Below are 15,423 nucleotides of genomic sequence, written 5' to 3' on the forward strand. Positions count from 1 at the left end.
CCCCTCCCCCCCTCTCCCCCTCTCCCCCTCTCCCCCCCTCTCCACATCCCGCATTATCTATATGACAAAAGAACCAACTTGGAGTCAGCGATTTGAATCAGCGTTACATCCGGCGATCGCTCGGTTTAATGCGAGTATAGGTTTTGACATTGAATTAATCGAATACGATATCACTGGCTCTCAAGCTCATGGTAAAATGTTGGCTCATACTGGCATCATTTCCCCAGAAGAAGGAAGTCTTCTGGTTTCGGGTTTAGAACAAATTCGTCAGGAATATCGCGCTGGCAAATTTCACCCAGGTATCGATGCGGAAGATGTACACTTTGCGGTGGAAAAGCGATTGACGGAATTGGTCGGTGATGTCGGGAAAAAGCTGCATACAGCGCGATCGCGTAATGACCAAGTTGGTACTGATACCAGACTTTATCTGCGCGACCAAATTCAACATATCCGCTCTTCACTGCGAAAATTTCAAAGTGTCTTATTAGATATAGCCGACAACCACATTGAAACCCTAATACCAGGTTACACGCACCTGCAACGCGCCCAGCCTGTAAGTTTGGCTCATCACCTCTTAGCCTATTATCAAATGGCGCAGCGCGACTGGGAACGCTTAGGAGACGTTTATCGTCGGGTAAATATTTCGCCTTTAGGGTGTGGTGCTTTGGCAGGAACTACTTTCCCGATTGACCGCCATTATACCGCCGAACTATTGCAATTTGACGAAGTTTATGCTAATAGCTTGGATGGAGTCAGCGATCGCGATTTTGCCATTGAATTTCTTTGTGCTGCTAGCTTGATTATGGTTCACCTCAGCCGCCTTTCGGAAGAGGTTATTCTTTGGTCATCGGAAGAATTTCGGTTTGTCACGCTGAAAGATAGCTGTGCTACGGGTTCCAGCATTATGCCCCAAAAGAAAAACCCCGATGTGCCAGAATTGGTGCGGGGGAAAACTGGGCGCGTATTTGGTCATTTGCAAGCAATGCTGGTGATGATGAAGGGACTACCTTTGGCATATAACAAAGACTTGCAAGAAGACAAAGAAGCTTTATTTGATAGTGTCAAAACAGTCCAAGCTTGTTTAGAAGCGATGACGATTTTGCTGCGGGAAGGTTTAGAATTTCGTACTCAGCGCTTGAGGGAAGCTGTAGCCGAGGACTTTTCCAATGCTACCGATGTCGCAGATTATCTGGCAGCGCGGGGTGTTCCTTTTCGGGAAGCCTATAATCTCGTGGGTAAGGTGGTGAAAACCAGTATTGCCGCAGGTAAACTTTTAAAAGATTTGAGTTTATCAGAATGGCAAGAATTGCATCCAGCGTTTGATGCAGATATTTATGAAGCGATCGCCCCCCGTCAAGTCGTCGCAGCCCGCAATAGCTATGGTGGTACAGGCTTTGAACAAGTAAGCAAAGCCCTGAAAGCCGCCCGCACTCAAATAACTGCTAAATAAGGGACTGGGGACTAGGGACTAGGGACTGGGAAGAATTTTCTTCTCTTGAATCCTGGCGCGACCCGTTGAATAATAAATAATAAATAAGGGCGTATAAATATACGCCCTTTCAAATAAATAACGGAAACTGATGAGACTACATAACATCCTTAACTTTTGCAGAAAACACAATACACCTCAAAAGCTTACTTAAATTTACAAACTTTGACTAAGTTCGATAAGCTTTATGGCTATTTATTAATCCTCCACCCCTAGCGATCGGCTAAGGATAGGAGAATTATAGAATTTAAGCTAAAAGAGAAGCTCAAATGCTTGCTGTTGAGCAACATTCTTTACTCAGCAGCATCCATTGTTGCTGCGCCTTCATCCTCTTCACTCTTCGGCGGTCTTTGTTGGAATCTTCTCTGCATTCGTCCTGTAGTGGTTCGTTTACGAAACTTCCGGGCATATGCCTGGTTCCGTAGCGCCTTTTCTTTTTTGGGGTTGCGGCGCTTGGCCATGTTCACCTCATTAATAAACAACAAACTAGCTGAAGCCACAAATAACTCAGGTAATATCAACGACCAATGTTATTGATATAATCTTAGTCTACTTCAGCACTTAATACACTTTAAACAGTGTTCTAGTCTACCGCATTTAAGTTTTTTATGTCAATCAAACTTGAGAATTATTTTTTGATTAACTAGCAATGAATTAATATTTGTAATTTTATGGCTCAATTTTCATGTGGAATAGGCAATTTCAAAGCAAAATATTTAAATGTATAAACTATTCTCTGAAGAGAATTTTCTATCGGAGAAAAATAAATTTTAAGTTAAAAATTTTAAAGAATTAAAAAAATTAAGGTTATTTCAACTAGAGATTTAACCAATTTAGATTTTTAAGCAAGTATTTATTACCATTTTTAACAAGTAATATTAGCTCATAATCATTGTTTTAGTTTCAGCAAATGCTAAAATTGATATGTTCTGCGGTAATCGTTAGAATAAAACCTTAAACCACGAGCATACTAACATAACACAAAATGCAATATTTTCGTAGTTGAGGGTATGTTAGTCGTGGCGGGTTCTACAGTACAACACAGACATTGGAAGATTGAACGTTTTTGCTTTTTTTGCTGCAACGGTCCAGTCCACACGTAGCTTATGGCGCTTTGGACAAGCTGTACTGGGTATCCTCTTTCGTCATCCCATCACTGGCACCAGTATCATCCCCATTTTACCCGATGGTAGGATTGTGCTAATCCGGCGGCGTGACAATGGTCGCTGGGCATTGCCTGGAGGTATGGTGGACTGGGGAGAAGATATTCCCAATACAGTCCAGCGTGAACTGATGGAGGAAACTGGGCTTGATTTGGTGAAAATTCGGCGTTTGGTAGGAGTCTACTCCGCACCAGATCGCGATCCCAGAATTCATTCGATTTGTATTGTCGTTGAAGCAGATGTTCAGGGAATTATGGAGATTCAGGATACCTTGGAAGCAATGGAAATCCAGGCTTTTCCTCTCAACTCTCTACCACCAGGGGAAATGTCTCACGATCACACTCGGCAGTTGCAAGATTACTTGCAGGGCTTGACAACATTAGCGTAAAAGTATAGTTGTTGGTTGTTAGTTGTTAGTTCTTGGGTGTTATTTTTTGATTGTTATTCCACTAACCACTAACCACTAACAACTATCTGTTATCTACTAAATTAAAATGAATAATTTATTTCGTAACTCCCGGAGAAAACTGTCTCAAGGGTTATTATTTTGGCGTGAAGTTGGTGAAGGAACTCCTATAATTTTCTTACATGGTGCTTGGAATGATAGCTGTGAATGGTTATCGGTGATGGAATCGCTTTCACATTATCATTGCTTTGCACCAGATTTATTCGGTTTCGGTGAGTCAGATGATCCTAAAGTTCACTACTCAATTGATTTACTTTTAGAATCTTTAGCTGAATTTATCCACGCTTTAAAGCTGGAAAAAGTTTATTTAGTCGGACATTCACTCGGAGGGTGGATTGCTGCTAGCTATGCTTTAAAATATTCAGAGCAAGTTTATGGTTTAGTATTGTTAGCACCAGAGGGTGTGAAAATAGAAGGACAAGAAAAGCGTTTGCAGAAAATGCGGCAATTAGTCAAGCGATCGCCTTTTATATTTAAATTATTACGACTGCTTCGTCCCATAACTAAAATGTTAGGCTGGAATCAAGAAATTGAACAAGATTGGCAGCTTTATCAAACATTGGTAAAATATCCCACAGCTTGCAAAATATTATTTCAACGTCAGCAGCCTGAAATTAATGCCGAATTATTAAACGACCGATTATATAATTTAGAAATCCCAGTTTTGATTTTGCAAGGTGGAGAAGATACACCACAAAGTTTAGCTATGAGTCAAGTTTACAGTCAAGCTCCTTTATCTGAGTTAAAAATAATTGCCCACGGCAAAAACAACTTACCTGAATCTTGCGCTGGTATTGTCGCTGGATATATTCGAGAATTTATCAAAACTTATAATTAGATATAGTTGAATCGATAATGAAAAATCAACAGTTGTTTAGTAATCGAGTCGCAATACTCGCTACTATGCATCAAAAAGAGATAGTCATTGCACCACTTTTAGAGCAATTAGGAATTAAAGTTATAGTACCACCTGATTTAAATACTGATATTTTCGGTACATTCACCAGAGAAATTGAACGTCCTGGTACGCAAATTGAAGCTGCCAGATTAAAAGCGGAAAAAGCACTTGCTATTACAGGTGAAAGTTTAGCGATCGCTAGCGAAGGTACTTTTTGTCCTCATCCTAGTTTACCTTATATTTCTAGTAATAGAGAAATCGTTATTTTATTAGATAAAGAAAACAATCTAGAAATTATTGGTGAGGAATTTTCTCTCGAAACTAACCATAATTTTCAGATTATTCACAATGTTGAAGAAGCGTATAAATTTGCAACTAAAGTTGGGTTTCCCGAACATGGTTTGATTGTTATTTCTGATTCACCTAAAGAAAGCGGTGAGATATTCAAAGGTATTATTACAGATAAACAACTTGAAGAAGCTGTTAATTTGGCTTTAAAAAAATCATCAACTAAAAAGGTGCATATAGAAACAGATATGCGGGCAATGTATAACCCTACACGAATGAGAAACATAGAAAAAGCCACTCGTAATTTAATAAAAAAGATTAATACCTTTTGCCCTAACTGTGGTATGCCGGGTTTTGAAATAACTCAACGAATTAAAGGATTACCCTGTGCAAGTTGTTATACACCAACTTTGCTAACTCGTGCTGTCAAATATCAATGCCAAAAATGCGGTTTTACTCAACAAGAATCATTCCCTGATGGGAAATATGCCGATCCTGGACAGTGTATGTATTGTAATCCTTGATATTGTAGAGACGTTCTACCGCAACGTCTCTACAAAAAAAATAGCGATCGCATTCCCCAAAATATCAAATTCGGTTCCACAATCAAACGCGCTGCAATTTCTGGATACTGGGATTTCATATAGTTTACCACTAAGGTGCGATCGCCTCCTTTAATCGCAACCTTACTATCGGGAAAATTACACCACCAAGCTTCAACAAAGTCTTTGATTCCCGCTAATAAAGTGTAAATAACTCCACTTTGCATTGCCTCTTCTGTATTTAAAGCAAATCGTTGCGGTAGAGACTTCGTATTTCGCGTCTCTACAAATGGTAATTGTGCTGTTTTTTGCGTCAGACTCGCAAGCTGTAAATGAAATCCTGGTAAAATTGCCCCCCCAACTAAATTCTGGTGTTTATCAGCACCTGTAAAAGTCAGTGCTGTCCCCGCATCAATAACTAACATGGGAAAGCCTAAAGTACTTCCAGCACCATATAAACTCAACGCACGGTCAATTCCCAAGGTGGGATAAATGCCTTTCAAAGGTACTTGGTCTAAGGTAATAACGCGAACCTGATAATAAGTTTGCCAAATCTCAGTTTGACTGGGAACAACGGAGGAGAGGAGGAGGGGGGGAGGGGGGGATGAGGGAGATGGGGGGGATGGGGGGGATGAGGGAAAAATTTTGAGTAGAAAATCTTCTAATGATTGATATTGCGCTAGCTGATCTATAACAGCGATCGGCAAATAGTCACTATCCCAAGTTTTGGAAAGTTTCTCACCTCTAAATAATGCCCAATGTAAGCGAGAATTGCCAATTTCTAAAGCTAGCCAAAGATTTTCTGACATTGGGTTTGGTAGTTGGTAATTGGTAATAATTTTTTTCCAGTCCCTAGTACAACCAGTCCTCAGTCCCCAGTTTTGATTTCACACTTTTATTTTTCTTAACTCAACCATAGATTTTTTAAAAAAAATTAACAATTAACTCGTGTCACAATAAAAGCAGAGGAAAAATACTCATTTGCGTAAGGAGGGGAGTTATGGTAGCACTCACCGAAAGAACTAAAAAAAGGCTGACTATGCAGACTGCCGAGATTGCTGACCAAACTACGGCAATTCGGTCTTTGGATTGGGATCGCGATCGCTTTGATATCGAGTTTGGTTTGCAAAACGGTACTACCTACAACTCGTTTCTCATCCGTGGGGAACAAACGGCTTTAGTTGATACCTCTCATGAAAAGTTTCGTCAGCTGTTCTTCGATACCCTCACCGGACTGATTAACCCAACTGAAATTAATTATCTAATTATCAGCCACACCGAGCCAGACCACAGTGGCTTAGTTAAAGATTTGTTACAAATTGCTCCAGAAATCACCGTTGTCGGTTCTAAGGTAGCAATTCAGTTTTTAGAGGATATGGTACACGGTCCGTTTAAGCGACGGATTGTGAAAAATGGCGATCGCTTAGATTTGGGCAATGGACACGAATTTGAATTCGTCATTGCACCCAATTTACATTGGCCCGATACCATGTTCAGCTTCGACCATAAAACCCAAATTCTCTTTACTTGTGATGCTTTTGGCTTGCATTACTGCACAGAAAGCACCTTTGATGAAGATTTGGCAGCGATTGAAGCTGATTATCAATTTTACTACGACTGTTTGATGGGACCGAATGCGCGGTCAGTACTTTCTGCTCTCAAGCGCATGGACGAACTGCCAAAAATTGGTACAATCGCCACTGGTCACGGACCATTATTATACCACAACGTTGAAGAATTAACCGGGCGTTACCGCAACTGGAGCAAAACTCAAACAAAAGCAGAAACTACCGTTGCTGTATTTTACGTTTCCGGTTATGGATATAGCGATCGCCTAGCCGATGCCATGAGAAATGGTATCAGTAAAACCGGCGTTGCTGTGGAAATGGTAGACTTGCGATCGGCAACAGACTTACAAGAATTGCAGGAACTTGTCAGCCGTTGTGCAGGAATTGTGATGACAACACCTCCTGCGGATGCTGAGAATATTCAAGCTGCTGTCAGCGCGATTTTGGGATCTGCCAAAGAAAAGCAAGCTGTAGGAATATTTGAATCAGGTGGTGGCAATGACGAACCGATTGATCCTCTACTAAATAAATTTCGCAATTTAAGTTTAACAGTAGCCTTTCCTGGAATTCGGATTAAAGAAACACCCAACGAAAATACCTACAAACTGTGTGAAGAAGCGGGAACAGACTTAGGGCAATGGGTAACACGCGATCGCAGCATCAAAGCGATGAAATCCCTCGGTGCTGACTTAGACAAAGCTTTAGGGAGAATCACTGGAGGATTATACATTATTACGGCAAAAAAAGGCGATGTTAAAAGCGCCATGCTTGCCTCTTGGGTAAGTCAAGCTAGTTTCAAACCACTGGGATTAAGCATTGCAGTCGCCAAAGATAGAGCGATAGAATCACTCATGCAAGTAGGCGATCGCTTTGTTTTAAATGTTTTGGAAGAAGGCAATTATCAACTGCTGATGAAGCACTTTTTGAAACGGTTCGCTCCTGGTGCCGATCGTTTTGAAGGCGTTAAAACTCAGCCAGCTGAAAACGGATCTCCAATCTTAACTGATGCTCTAGCATATATTGAGTGCGAAGTCAATAGTCGGATGGAAGTTAACGACCATTGGATAGTTTACTGTACCGTTGATGCCGGTCGCGTCAGCAAGCCAGACTCCTTGACAGCAGTACATCATAGAAAAGTTGGAAACCACTATTAAGAAGGGAGAGGGGGAGATGGGGGGACAAGGAGATGGGGAGACAAGGAGATGGGGGGATGGGTAGAAAGAAGAATTATTCTCCTTGTCCCCTTGTCCCCTTGTCCCCCTTGTCCCTCTTGTCCCCTTGTCCCCTTGTCCCCCTTGTCCCCATTCCCCACAAAGCTATGCAAACAAATAAACCTCGTGACGTTCAGGTTCTCCCCATTGGGACAGACACAACCGTAATGCGATCGCGCAGTTGGACTAGGCTAAGATTTGAAATTGAATATGCCCTAGCTAAAGGTACAACTGCGAATTCTTATTTGATTCAAGGTGATAAAATAGCTCTGATTGATCCTCCGGGAGAAACCTTTACAGAAATTTATCTGCAAGCGTTGCAACAGCGGTTTAATATCAAAGATATTGATTATGTGATTCTCGGTCACGTTAATCCCAATCGCGCCGCAACTATCAAAGCTTTATTAGAACTTGCACCGCAGATAACTTTTGTTTGTTCTAATCCGGGAGCGATAAATCTGCGTGGTGCGCTGGAAAATCAAGATTTGCCAATTCTCGTCAAACGTGGTGAAGAAACTCTTGATTTAGGCAAAGGTCATAATTTACAGTTTATTCCTACTCCCAATCCACGCTATCCTGATCAACTTTGCACCTACGATCCCCAAACGGAAATTCTCTACTCAGATAAACTATTTGGAGCGCATATCTGCGGGGATCAAGTTTTTGATGAAGGCTGGGAGACAATTAACGAAGACAGGCGCTATTATTTCGATTGTCTCATGGCTCCTCATGCGCGTCAAATTGAAACAACGCTGGATAAACTTTCCGACTTGCCCGTTCGTTTGTATGCTACCGGACACGGACCTTTGGTGCGTTACGGTTTAATTGAATTAACACATGCTTATCGTCAATGGAGTCAGCAGCAAACATCTGCGGATACGACAGTTGCGTTAATTTACGCTTCTGCCTATGGAAATACAGCGACTTTGGCACAAGCGATCGCTCGCGGCATCACCAAAGCCGGTGTCAGTGTAGAATCAATTAACTGCGAATTTGCTGATCCCGAAGAAATCCGTAACGCTGTAGAAAAAGCTTCAGGCTTTGTCATCGGTTCCCCTACCCTTGGTGGACATGCACCAACCCCCGTACAAACAGCTTTAGGAATTGTTCTTTCCACCGCTACTAACAACAAACTCGCCGGTGTCTTTGGTTCCTATGGCTGGAGTGGGGAAGCAGTTGATTTAATTGAAGGTAAATTGAAAGATGCTGGTTATCGCTTTGGTTTTGATACTATCCGCGTCAAATTCAAACCCAACGATACCACCTTACAATTGTGCGAAGAGGCTGGAACCGACTTTGCCCAAGCGCTGAAAAAAGCTAAAAAAGTGCGATCGCAAACTGTTCCCGCTTCTAGTGTAGAACAAGCAGTTGGGCGTGTTGTCGGTTCTCTGTGCGTTCTCACAGCAAAGCAAGGTGGTGTATCTAGTGGAATGTTAGCATCGTGGGTATCTCAAGCAAGCTTTAATCCTCCGGGCTTAACAATTGCCGTAGCCAAAGACCGTGCAGTAGAACCACTGACGCACTCAGGAAACAAATTTAACCTGAATATTCTTAAAGAAGGCAATCATCTGGGTTTAATGAAGCATTTCCTCAAACCCTTTGAACCAGGACAAGACCGGTTTGCTGGTGTCGCTGCCGAAGAAGCAGAAAATGGTTCACCCCTACTTACTGATGCTTTAGCTTATTTAGAGTGTTCAGTGCAAACTCGCATGGAAGCCGGCGATCATTGGTTGGTTTATGCAACTGTGGAAAATGGCAAAGTCCTAAATCAAGATGGTGTAACCGCTGTGCATCATCGTAAATCGGGAAGTCATTATTAATACACCTTTTGCAACGTATTGCCATCACCCTAGAAGGGTGTGGCTAAACGAACCAAGCCCGCGAAGGCGGGCTATGAAATTCCAGCCCGCCTTCGCGGGCTGGAATTTCATAGCCCCAGGCTTCCAGCCTGAGGGCGAAAGCGTGCCGCGAACAATTCACACCAACGGTATTCACACATATTGTAAAGACGTTCCGCCGGAACGTCTCTACAAAGATTGCTATATATAAATAATCAAAGCAATTCACTGCTATACGCAAAGGTAGTTTAATGAATACATATGTGATAAATCTAGATCCAATTGTTCACCTCACAGATGAGCAATTTTATCAACTTTGCACCGCTAACCGAGACTTGAACCTGGAATTGAATGCAAAAGGAGAATTAATTATTGTGTCACCAGTCGGAGGAGAAAGCGGAAATCAAGAGGCAGGAATGATTACAGATTTGGAAATCTGGAACCGTCAAACTAGATTGGGAAAGGTTTTCAGTTCCTCTACTATTTTTCGGCTTGGGAATGGTGCAAAGCGATCGCCTGATGCTGCTTGGGTAAAATTAGAACGATGGGAAGCGCTGACTTCAGATGAACGCAAAAAATTCCCCCCTATTATACCAGATTTTCTCATAGAACTTCGTTCCCAAAGCGATCGCCTCCGACCTCTGCAAGATAAAATGCAAGAATATCTCGAAAATGGTTTGCGTTTAGGTTGGTTGATTAATTTTCAAGATCAGCAAGTCGAGATTTATCGAGAAAATCAACCTGTAGAAATAGTTCAACTCCCAGCGTTACTTAGGGGTGAAGAGGTTTTACCTGGTTTTGAACTACAACTAGAATTACTAAGTTAAAGCGATCAAAGTTCTCAAACATTTCAATCACTCTTTAGGAAGAGTGCAGCCCGTGAAAGATTAAGAATAATTGTTTTTTGTAATACCAAAAATTTTCAACTTCTACTAAACTAAATCATGTATGGGAATCCGAATATAAATAATTAAAGCAATTCACTGCTATACGCAAAGGTAGTTTAATGAATACATATGTGATAAATCTAGATCCAATTGTTCACCTCACAGATGAGCAATTTTATCAACTTTGTATTGCTAACCGAGACTTGAACCTGGAATTGAATGCAAAAGGAGAATTAATTATTGTGTCACCAGTCGGAGGAGAAAGCGGAAATCAAGAAGCGGACTTCATTACAGACTTGAATAATTGGAATCGTCAAACTAGATTGGGAAAGGTTTTCAGTTCCTCTACTATTTTTCGGCTTGGGAATGGTGCAAAGCGATCGCCTGATGCTGCTTGGGTAAAATTAGAACGATGGGAAGCGCTGACTTCAGATGAACGCAAAAAATTCCCCCCTATTACACCAGATTTTGTTATAGAACTGCGTTCCCAAAGCGATCGCCTCCGACCTCTGCAAGATAAAATGCAAGAGTATATCGAAAATGGTTTGCGTTTAGGTTGGTTGATTAATTTTCAAGATCAGCAAGTCGAGATTTATCGAGAAAATCAACCTGTAGAAATAGTTCAACTTCCAGGGGTACTTAGGGGTGAAGAGGTTTTACCTGGTTTTGAACTACAACTAGAATTACTAAGTTAAAGCGATCGTCCACGATGTCCCAGACAAGCGATCGCTACTCCTCTAATTACTGAATCAATGGACAACGCTGGACAATAAGTGCATGTTTAGCGATACTATTGGTATGGCTAAATACGTAAAACCCAATGAAGCAGCTAACACTCTGGGAGTTTGCCTCCGAACCCTCAGACGATGGGAAGCCGAAGGTAAAATCAGTACGATCAAAACGCCGTCAGGACAAAGACGGTACGATGTCGAAAAATTCATCAAAAAAGAGTCCGAGCCAGACGGAGGACGTGCCATTGTTATCTATGCTCGCGTCTCTACCCGACCACAGAAAGCAGACCTTGATCGGCAAGTTGAGCGATTATCAGCGCTCTATCCCGGCGCTGAAGTCGTTAAGGAAGTGGGAGGCGGACTCAATCTTAGGCGGAAAGGACTCATCAATCTTTTGGGACGAGTTTTGCGAAGCGATATCAGAACTATTGTGGTTGCCCACAAAGACCGACTTGCAAGATTCGGGTTTGACATTATCGAGTGGCTATGTGAACAATTTGACTGCAACATCGTGGTTCTCAACCAAGTCAGTCTCTCTCCACACGCCGAACTCGTTCAAGATATCGTCGCAATTCTCCACAGCTATCACATCAGACTTTACTCCATCCGAAGACTTGAAAACCAAATCAAGCAAGAGCTACAAGTCGAAACCGAGGCACAAAACACAAAAGAAAGCGCCGAACAAGACTCTCAAGATTCGGGTTTACCCTGAACCTGAATTGCATAAAAGATGGAAGTCTTGGCTATCAGCATCACGCTACTGCTACAACAAAGCTATTGCAGCATTGAAAGCAGGAGAAAAAATAACTAGTGCTTATTCGTTGCGGGATTATGTGTTAGGGCTAGACTTGCCTGATTGGGTTAAGTCTGCACCATGTCACCCAAAAGAAAATGCTATTTTTGATGCTTGGGATGCCTGTAAGCAAGCTAAATCCGCTAATGGGGAAGCAAGTTTTAGGAGTTGTAGGCAACCATCACAATCGATCAAATTTCATAAAGTTAATTTCAATGGTGAGACTTGGTTTCCGTCATTGGTTAAAGGACTTAAATTTAAGTCTTCAGAACCAATTCAAAAAACTGATTTTGCTACTCAACTCGTTAGAGATAGGAAGCGTTGGTTTGCTTGTATCCCAGTAATAGAGGAGGTTGAGACTAGAGAGCTTGATAAAGTAATTGCACTTGACCCAGGTGTGAGGACATTTTTGACTGGCTATGATGGCGATTCATTTCAAGAGTTTGGCAAGGCAGACATTGGGCGTATTCAGCGATTATGCTCTCACCTTGACAAGCTAATAGGGAAAGCGTCAAAAGCTGGCAGAAAACAAAAACGCCGAATGTATTTATCGGCTAACCGTCTAAGAATTAGGATTCGTAATTTAGTTGATGAGTGCCACAAACAAGTAGCTAATTATCTCACCAGCAATTACAAAGTAATCTTATTGCCAACGTTTGAGACCTCTCGAATGGTAGTTAAATCTAAACGCAAACTACACACCAAGACGGCTAGACAAATGCTTACCTGGGGACATTATCGTTTTGAATGCCATTTAAAACAGGCGGCAAAAAAGCGGGGTGTCGTTGTAATCGATGTCAATGAATCATACACCAGCAAGACTTGTACCAAATGCGGTCATAGCCATATCAAACTTGGTGGTTCTAAAACATTTAAATGCCCCAACTGCGGTCACGAGCATGACCGAGATTGGGGCGGCGCTCGAAACATTATGATTCGAGCTTTGAGGGACGGCTCCTTTGCTCTCTCTATTAATAGTGAGAGCATTGCTATCGCGTATGATCTGTTTGTCCAGAAACATACAGCGTAACACCGTCAGCATCGTCTCTACGTGTATTCAATAAAAACGCAATCTGCTGTATGTATATAAAACCCCTCTCCTTGTAGAGACGTAGCACTGCTACGTCTCTTGTAATTCGATGAAAGCGGAATCTGCTGTATTAGCGCAAATTAGCAGGAACTTGCTTTGGAACAACCCACAAGTAGATAGTTTTACCGTCTACCTGCTGCACTCGTTGTGGTTTCCATTCACCCATATCGAAAGCATGAGAGACAATACGAGTACCTGGTTTAAGTTCTTTTAGCAGCTTGGGTCTAAGTTTCAAATTAATGTCAGGTAACAGGTAGAGTGTCACTACCGTAGCGTTACGTAAATCCGTTTCAAACAGGTCTTGTTGCCGAAACTCTACGCTGTTAGTCACTCCTGCTTTTTGGGCATTTGCATTAGCTTCTTGAACTCGTTCAGGATTAATGTCTATTCCGACACCACGCGTCTTAAATTTTTGTGCGGCAGTAATGGGAATTCGTCCATCACCACTACCCAAGTCGTAAAGCATATCACTACTCTTAACCTGTGCCATTTGCAACATTGCATCCACTACAGGCTGTGGCGTTGGTACGTATGGTACATCAGGTTGGCGTTGTTGTACAGGTGTAGCCACAGGAGCAGGAGCCTGTACCTCTGCCTCAAAGTCTTGTTGCTTAGTACATCCAGCAACTCCCAAGCTAGCTACACTGACAGTTGTTAGTAGTAAAAGTAATATTCGTCGTAATTGCATAATTTTCTCCTTGATCGGTTAGCAATTGTGATTTGTTAATAAAAGTCTTTCTTGACTTTTGACCTAAGTTCTGATTTTTCGGTAGTTATTCCACATCAACAATGGAATACCTGCTGCTACAACTAAAACGCCGACAATAGCCCCCACTCCTGTGTACGCCAAGCTGGAGTAAAGCAAGTAACCGCAAACCAGACAAAACAGCAGTGGTGTCACTGGATAAAATGGCACTTGGAAAGGGCGAACTATATTAGGTTCTTGCCTTCGTAGTACAAACAGCGACATGGCAGAAAGTAAGAAGAAGAACCAAAATATAGGGGCAGTGTAATCCACCATTGTTTTAAAGCCGTTGCGAGTAAAAGTGCCTAAAAGCACTAATATTAGAGCAAATGCTCCTTGTAATAGCAAGGCTTGGATGGGTGTACCTTTTTGTTGTTGCCAACGTCCCATAAAACTAAACAGAGCAAAATCCTGTGCCAAGGCGTAGTTAGTACGTGCGCCAGTCAAAATTGTGGCGTTAATTGCACCCAAGGTACAGACTATTACTACCAGGCTGAGGAACAAGACTCCTGGTGTACCTACAATTTTATCCATTAATGCTGCTGCAACAGCTTCTGATTTAGCCATTTCGGCTAATCCTAACCCCCGCAGGTAAGCGAGATTTATTAGCATGTAAATGGCAGTGATGATGCCAATACTCCAAACTAATGAGCGCACTATGTTACGCCGTCCGTTTTTAATTTCTGCCGAGATGTAAGCCGCTTCGTTCCATCCACCGTAGGATAGTAGGACAAATACCATCGCTAGTCCCCAATTTTGGGAAACAGGGGAAGTTGAGGGAATTGAGGGAGATGGAGAGGAAATTCCAATTACTACTACTAACAGCAATCCGAGAATTTTTGCGGCTGTGAGCAAGTTTTGCGTTAAGCTACCAAGGTACAAACCGAGAATATTTAAAGCAGTGAGGAGGATAATTGCGATCGCCGCATAAATGGAAGGCGAATACGTGCCTAAGCGCAATAGCCCAGAGGCATAGTCACCGAAAACATACGCCAACAGGACAATAGAACCTGTTTGAATCACCGTCATTCGCGCCCAAGCAAATAAAAAAGCCATCGAATGCCCAAAAGCACGCTTCAGGTAATAGTATGTGCCTCCAACATTGGGGTAGGTTGTTGCTAATTCTGCATAACACAGCGCTCCAATTAAAGAAACTGCACCACCAAGCAACCACAATAGCAGTACACCCATATCACTGCCTGCATTGGCTGCAACGAATGCAGGAGTTTGAAAAATGCCTGCTCCAAGTACAATACCAACAATCAAAGCCACTGCATCTACAAATCCCAGCGATGCTTTAGGTGTTGCTTCGGTAATTGCGGCTTGCTTAAGTAAACTAATGTTTTCCCGTCTACTCACTAAATGTACCTCAATAGTTATGAGTTGATTGGAAGGAATTGTGATTAACTCGGTCTTTTTATGGTCACAAATAAATATGACTAAAATGTGACAGGTTGATTAATCCTTAAGATAAGCAAGTGAAAATTTATCTACATCAACCTATAGAAATAGTTCAAGTTCTAAGGATACTTAGGAGTGGAGAGGTTTTACCTGCCGATTTGGAACTACAACTAGAATTGCCAAGTTAAAGCATTCGTCCAAGGTGTTGGTGTTCGCCTTGGTGTTGCAGACAAGCGATCGCATCATCTAAACTAAATGACGTATATCTTAGGGTTGTAGTAAATTATGTAAAAATTCCCTAGTCTAATTGTAT

At 42.0% G+C, this 15,423-nt stretch carries 14 protein-coding genes; 10 read left to right on the plus strand and 4 right to left on the minus strand.

Going from position 1 to position 15,423, the window contains the following annotated elements; all coding sequences use genetic code 11:
- The first annotated feature begins 61 nt into the window (after window positions 1-61).
- On the plus strand, window positions 62-1,450 hold the full coding sequence (gene argH, locus TOL9009_RS0105785) for an argininosuccinate lyase (protein WP_029631774.1): 1,389 nt from the start codon (window positions 62-64) through the stop codon (window positions 1,448-1,450).
- 332 nt (window positions 1,451-1,782) lie between these two features.
- Here the strand turns inward: argH and TOL9009_RS45235 are convergent, their stop codons facing one another.
- Window positions 1,783-2,010, minus strand: coding sequence for a hypothetical protein (locus TOL9009_RS45235; protein ID WP_186227704.1), 228 nt, complete (start codon window positions 2,008-2,010; stop codon window positions 1,783-1,785).
- A 535-nt stretch (window positions 2,011-2,545) separates the two neighbouring features.
- On the opposite strand from TOL9009_RS45235, the gene TOL9009_RS0105795 reads away from it, so the two are divergent.
- The 3 genes from TOL9009_RS0105795 (at window position 2,546) to TOL9009_RS0105805 (ending at window position 4,828) form a co-directional block, all read left to right on the plus strand.
- Window positions 2,546-3,040, plus strand: a complete 495-nt coding sequence (locus TOL9009_RS0105795) for an NUDIX hydrolase (protein ID WP_029631776.1) — start codon at window positions 2,546-2,548, stop codon at window positions 3,038-3,040.
- A gap of 106 nt (window positions 3,041-3,146) precedes the next feature.
- Window positions 3,147-3,956 carry an alpha/beta hydrolase gene (locus tag TOL9009_RS0105800; RefSeq protein ID WP_029631778.1) on the plus strand — a complete coding sequence of 270 codons (810 nt, stop codon included), beginning with the start codon at window positions 3,147-3,149 and terminating at the stop codon, window positions 3,954-3,956.
- Between the two features lie 17 nt (window positions 3,957-3,973).
- On the plus strand, window positions 3,974-4,828 hold the full coding sequence (locus TOL9009_RS0105805) for a DUF6671 family protein (protein ID WP_029631780.1): 855 nt from the start codon (window positions 3,974-3,976) through the stop codon (window positions 4,826-4,828).
- Between the two features lie 29 nt (window positions 4,829-4,857).
- Here the strand turns inward: TOL9009_RS0105805 and TOL9009_RS0105810 are convergent, their stop codons facing one another.
- A complete protein-coding gene (locus TOL9009_RS0105810; protein ID WP_029631782.1) occupies window positions 4,858-5,655 on the minus strand; it encodes a pantothenate kinase in 798 nt (265 codons plus the stop codon).
- Window positions 5,656-5,846: 191 nt separating this feature from the next.
- Here TOL9009_RS0105810 and TOL9009_RS0105815 point away from each other — a divergent pair, with 191 nt between their 5' ends.
- The 6 genes from TOL9009_RS0105815 to TOL9009_RS0105840 all read left to right on the plus strand — a co-directional run bounded on the left by TOL9009_RS0105815 (window position 5,847) and on the right by TOL9009_RS0105840 (window position 12,904).
- On the plus strand, window positions 5,847-7,568 hold the full coding sequence (locus TOL9009_RS0105815; protein WP_029631784.1) for a diflavin flavoprotein: 1,722 nt from the start codon (window positions 5,847-5,849) through the stop codon (window positions 7,566-7,568).
- 164 nt (window positions 7,569-7,732) lie between these two features.
- Window positions 7,733-9,445 carry a diflavin flavoprotein gene (locus TOL9009_RS0105820; protein ID WP_029631786.1) on the plus strand — a complete coding sequence of 571 codons (1,713 nt, stop codon included), beginning with the start codon at window positions 7,733-7,735 and terminating at the stop codon, window positions 9,443-9,445.
- Window positions 9,446-9,714: 269 nt separating this feature from the next.
- Window positions 9,715-10,290 (plus strand): Uma2 family endonuclease, encoded by a 576-nt coding sequence (locus TOL9009_RS0105825; RefSeq protein WP_029631787.1) that lies wholly within the window; start codon window positions 9,715-9,717, stop codon window positions 10,288-10,290.
- A 179-nt stretch (window positions 10,291-10,469) separates the two neighbouring features.
- Complete coding sequence (locus TOL9009_RS0105830) at window positions 10,470-11,045, plus strand: Uma2 family endonuclease (RefSeq protein ID WP_029631788.1); 576 nt, start codon at window positions 10,470-10,472, stop codon at window positions 11,043-11,045.
- 103 nt (window positions 11,046-11,148) lie between these two features.
- Window positions 11,149-11,793, plus strand: a complete 645-nt coding sequence (locus TOL9009_RS38320; protein ID WP_242055766.1) for an IS607 family transposase — start codon at window positions 11,149-11,151, stop codon at window positions 11,791-11,793.
- 7 nt (window positions 11,794-11,800) lie between these two features.
- Entirely contained in the window at window positions 11,801-12,904 is a 1,104-nt protein-coding gene (locus TOL9009_RS0105840) for an RNA-guided endonuclease InsQ/TnpB family protein (RefSeq protein ID WP_199341614.1), read from the plus strand.
- Between the two features lie 130 nt (window positions 12,905-13,034).
- Here TOL9009_RS0105840 and TOL9009_RS0105845 read toward each other — a convergent pair whose 3' ends face one another.
- Window positions 13,035-13,652 carry an SAM-dependent methyltransferase gene (locus TOL9009_RS0105845; protein ID WP_029631792.1) on the minus strand — a complete coding sequence of 206 codons (618 nt, stop codon included), beginning with the start codon at window positions 13,650-13,652 and terminating at the stop codon, window positions 13,035-13,037.
- Between the two features lie 63 nt (window positions 13,653-13,715).
- On the minus strand, window positions 13,716-15,068 hold the full coding sequence (locus tag TOL9009_RS0105850; protein ID WP_029631793.1) for an APC family permease: 1,353 nt from the start codon (window positions 15,066-15,068) through the stop codon (window positions 13,716-13,718).
- Between the last annotated feature and the right edge of the window lie 355 nt (window positions 15,069-15,423).

The organism is [Scytonema hofmanni] UTEX 2349 (genome assembly GCF_000582685.1).
In the GTDB taxonomy this organism is placed as follows: Bacteria; Cyanobacteriota; Cyanobacteriia; order Cyanobacteriales; family Nostocaceae; genus Hassallia; species Hassallia hofmanni.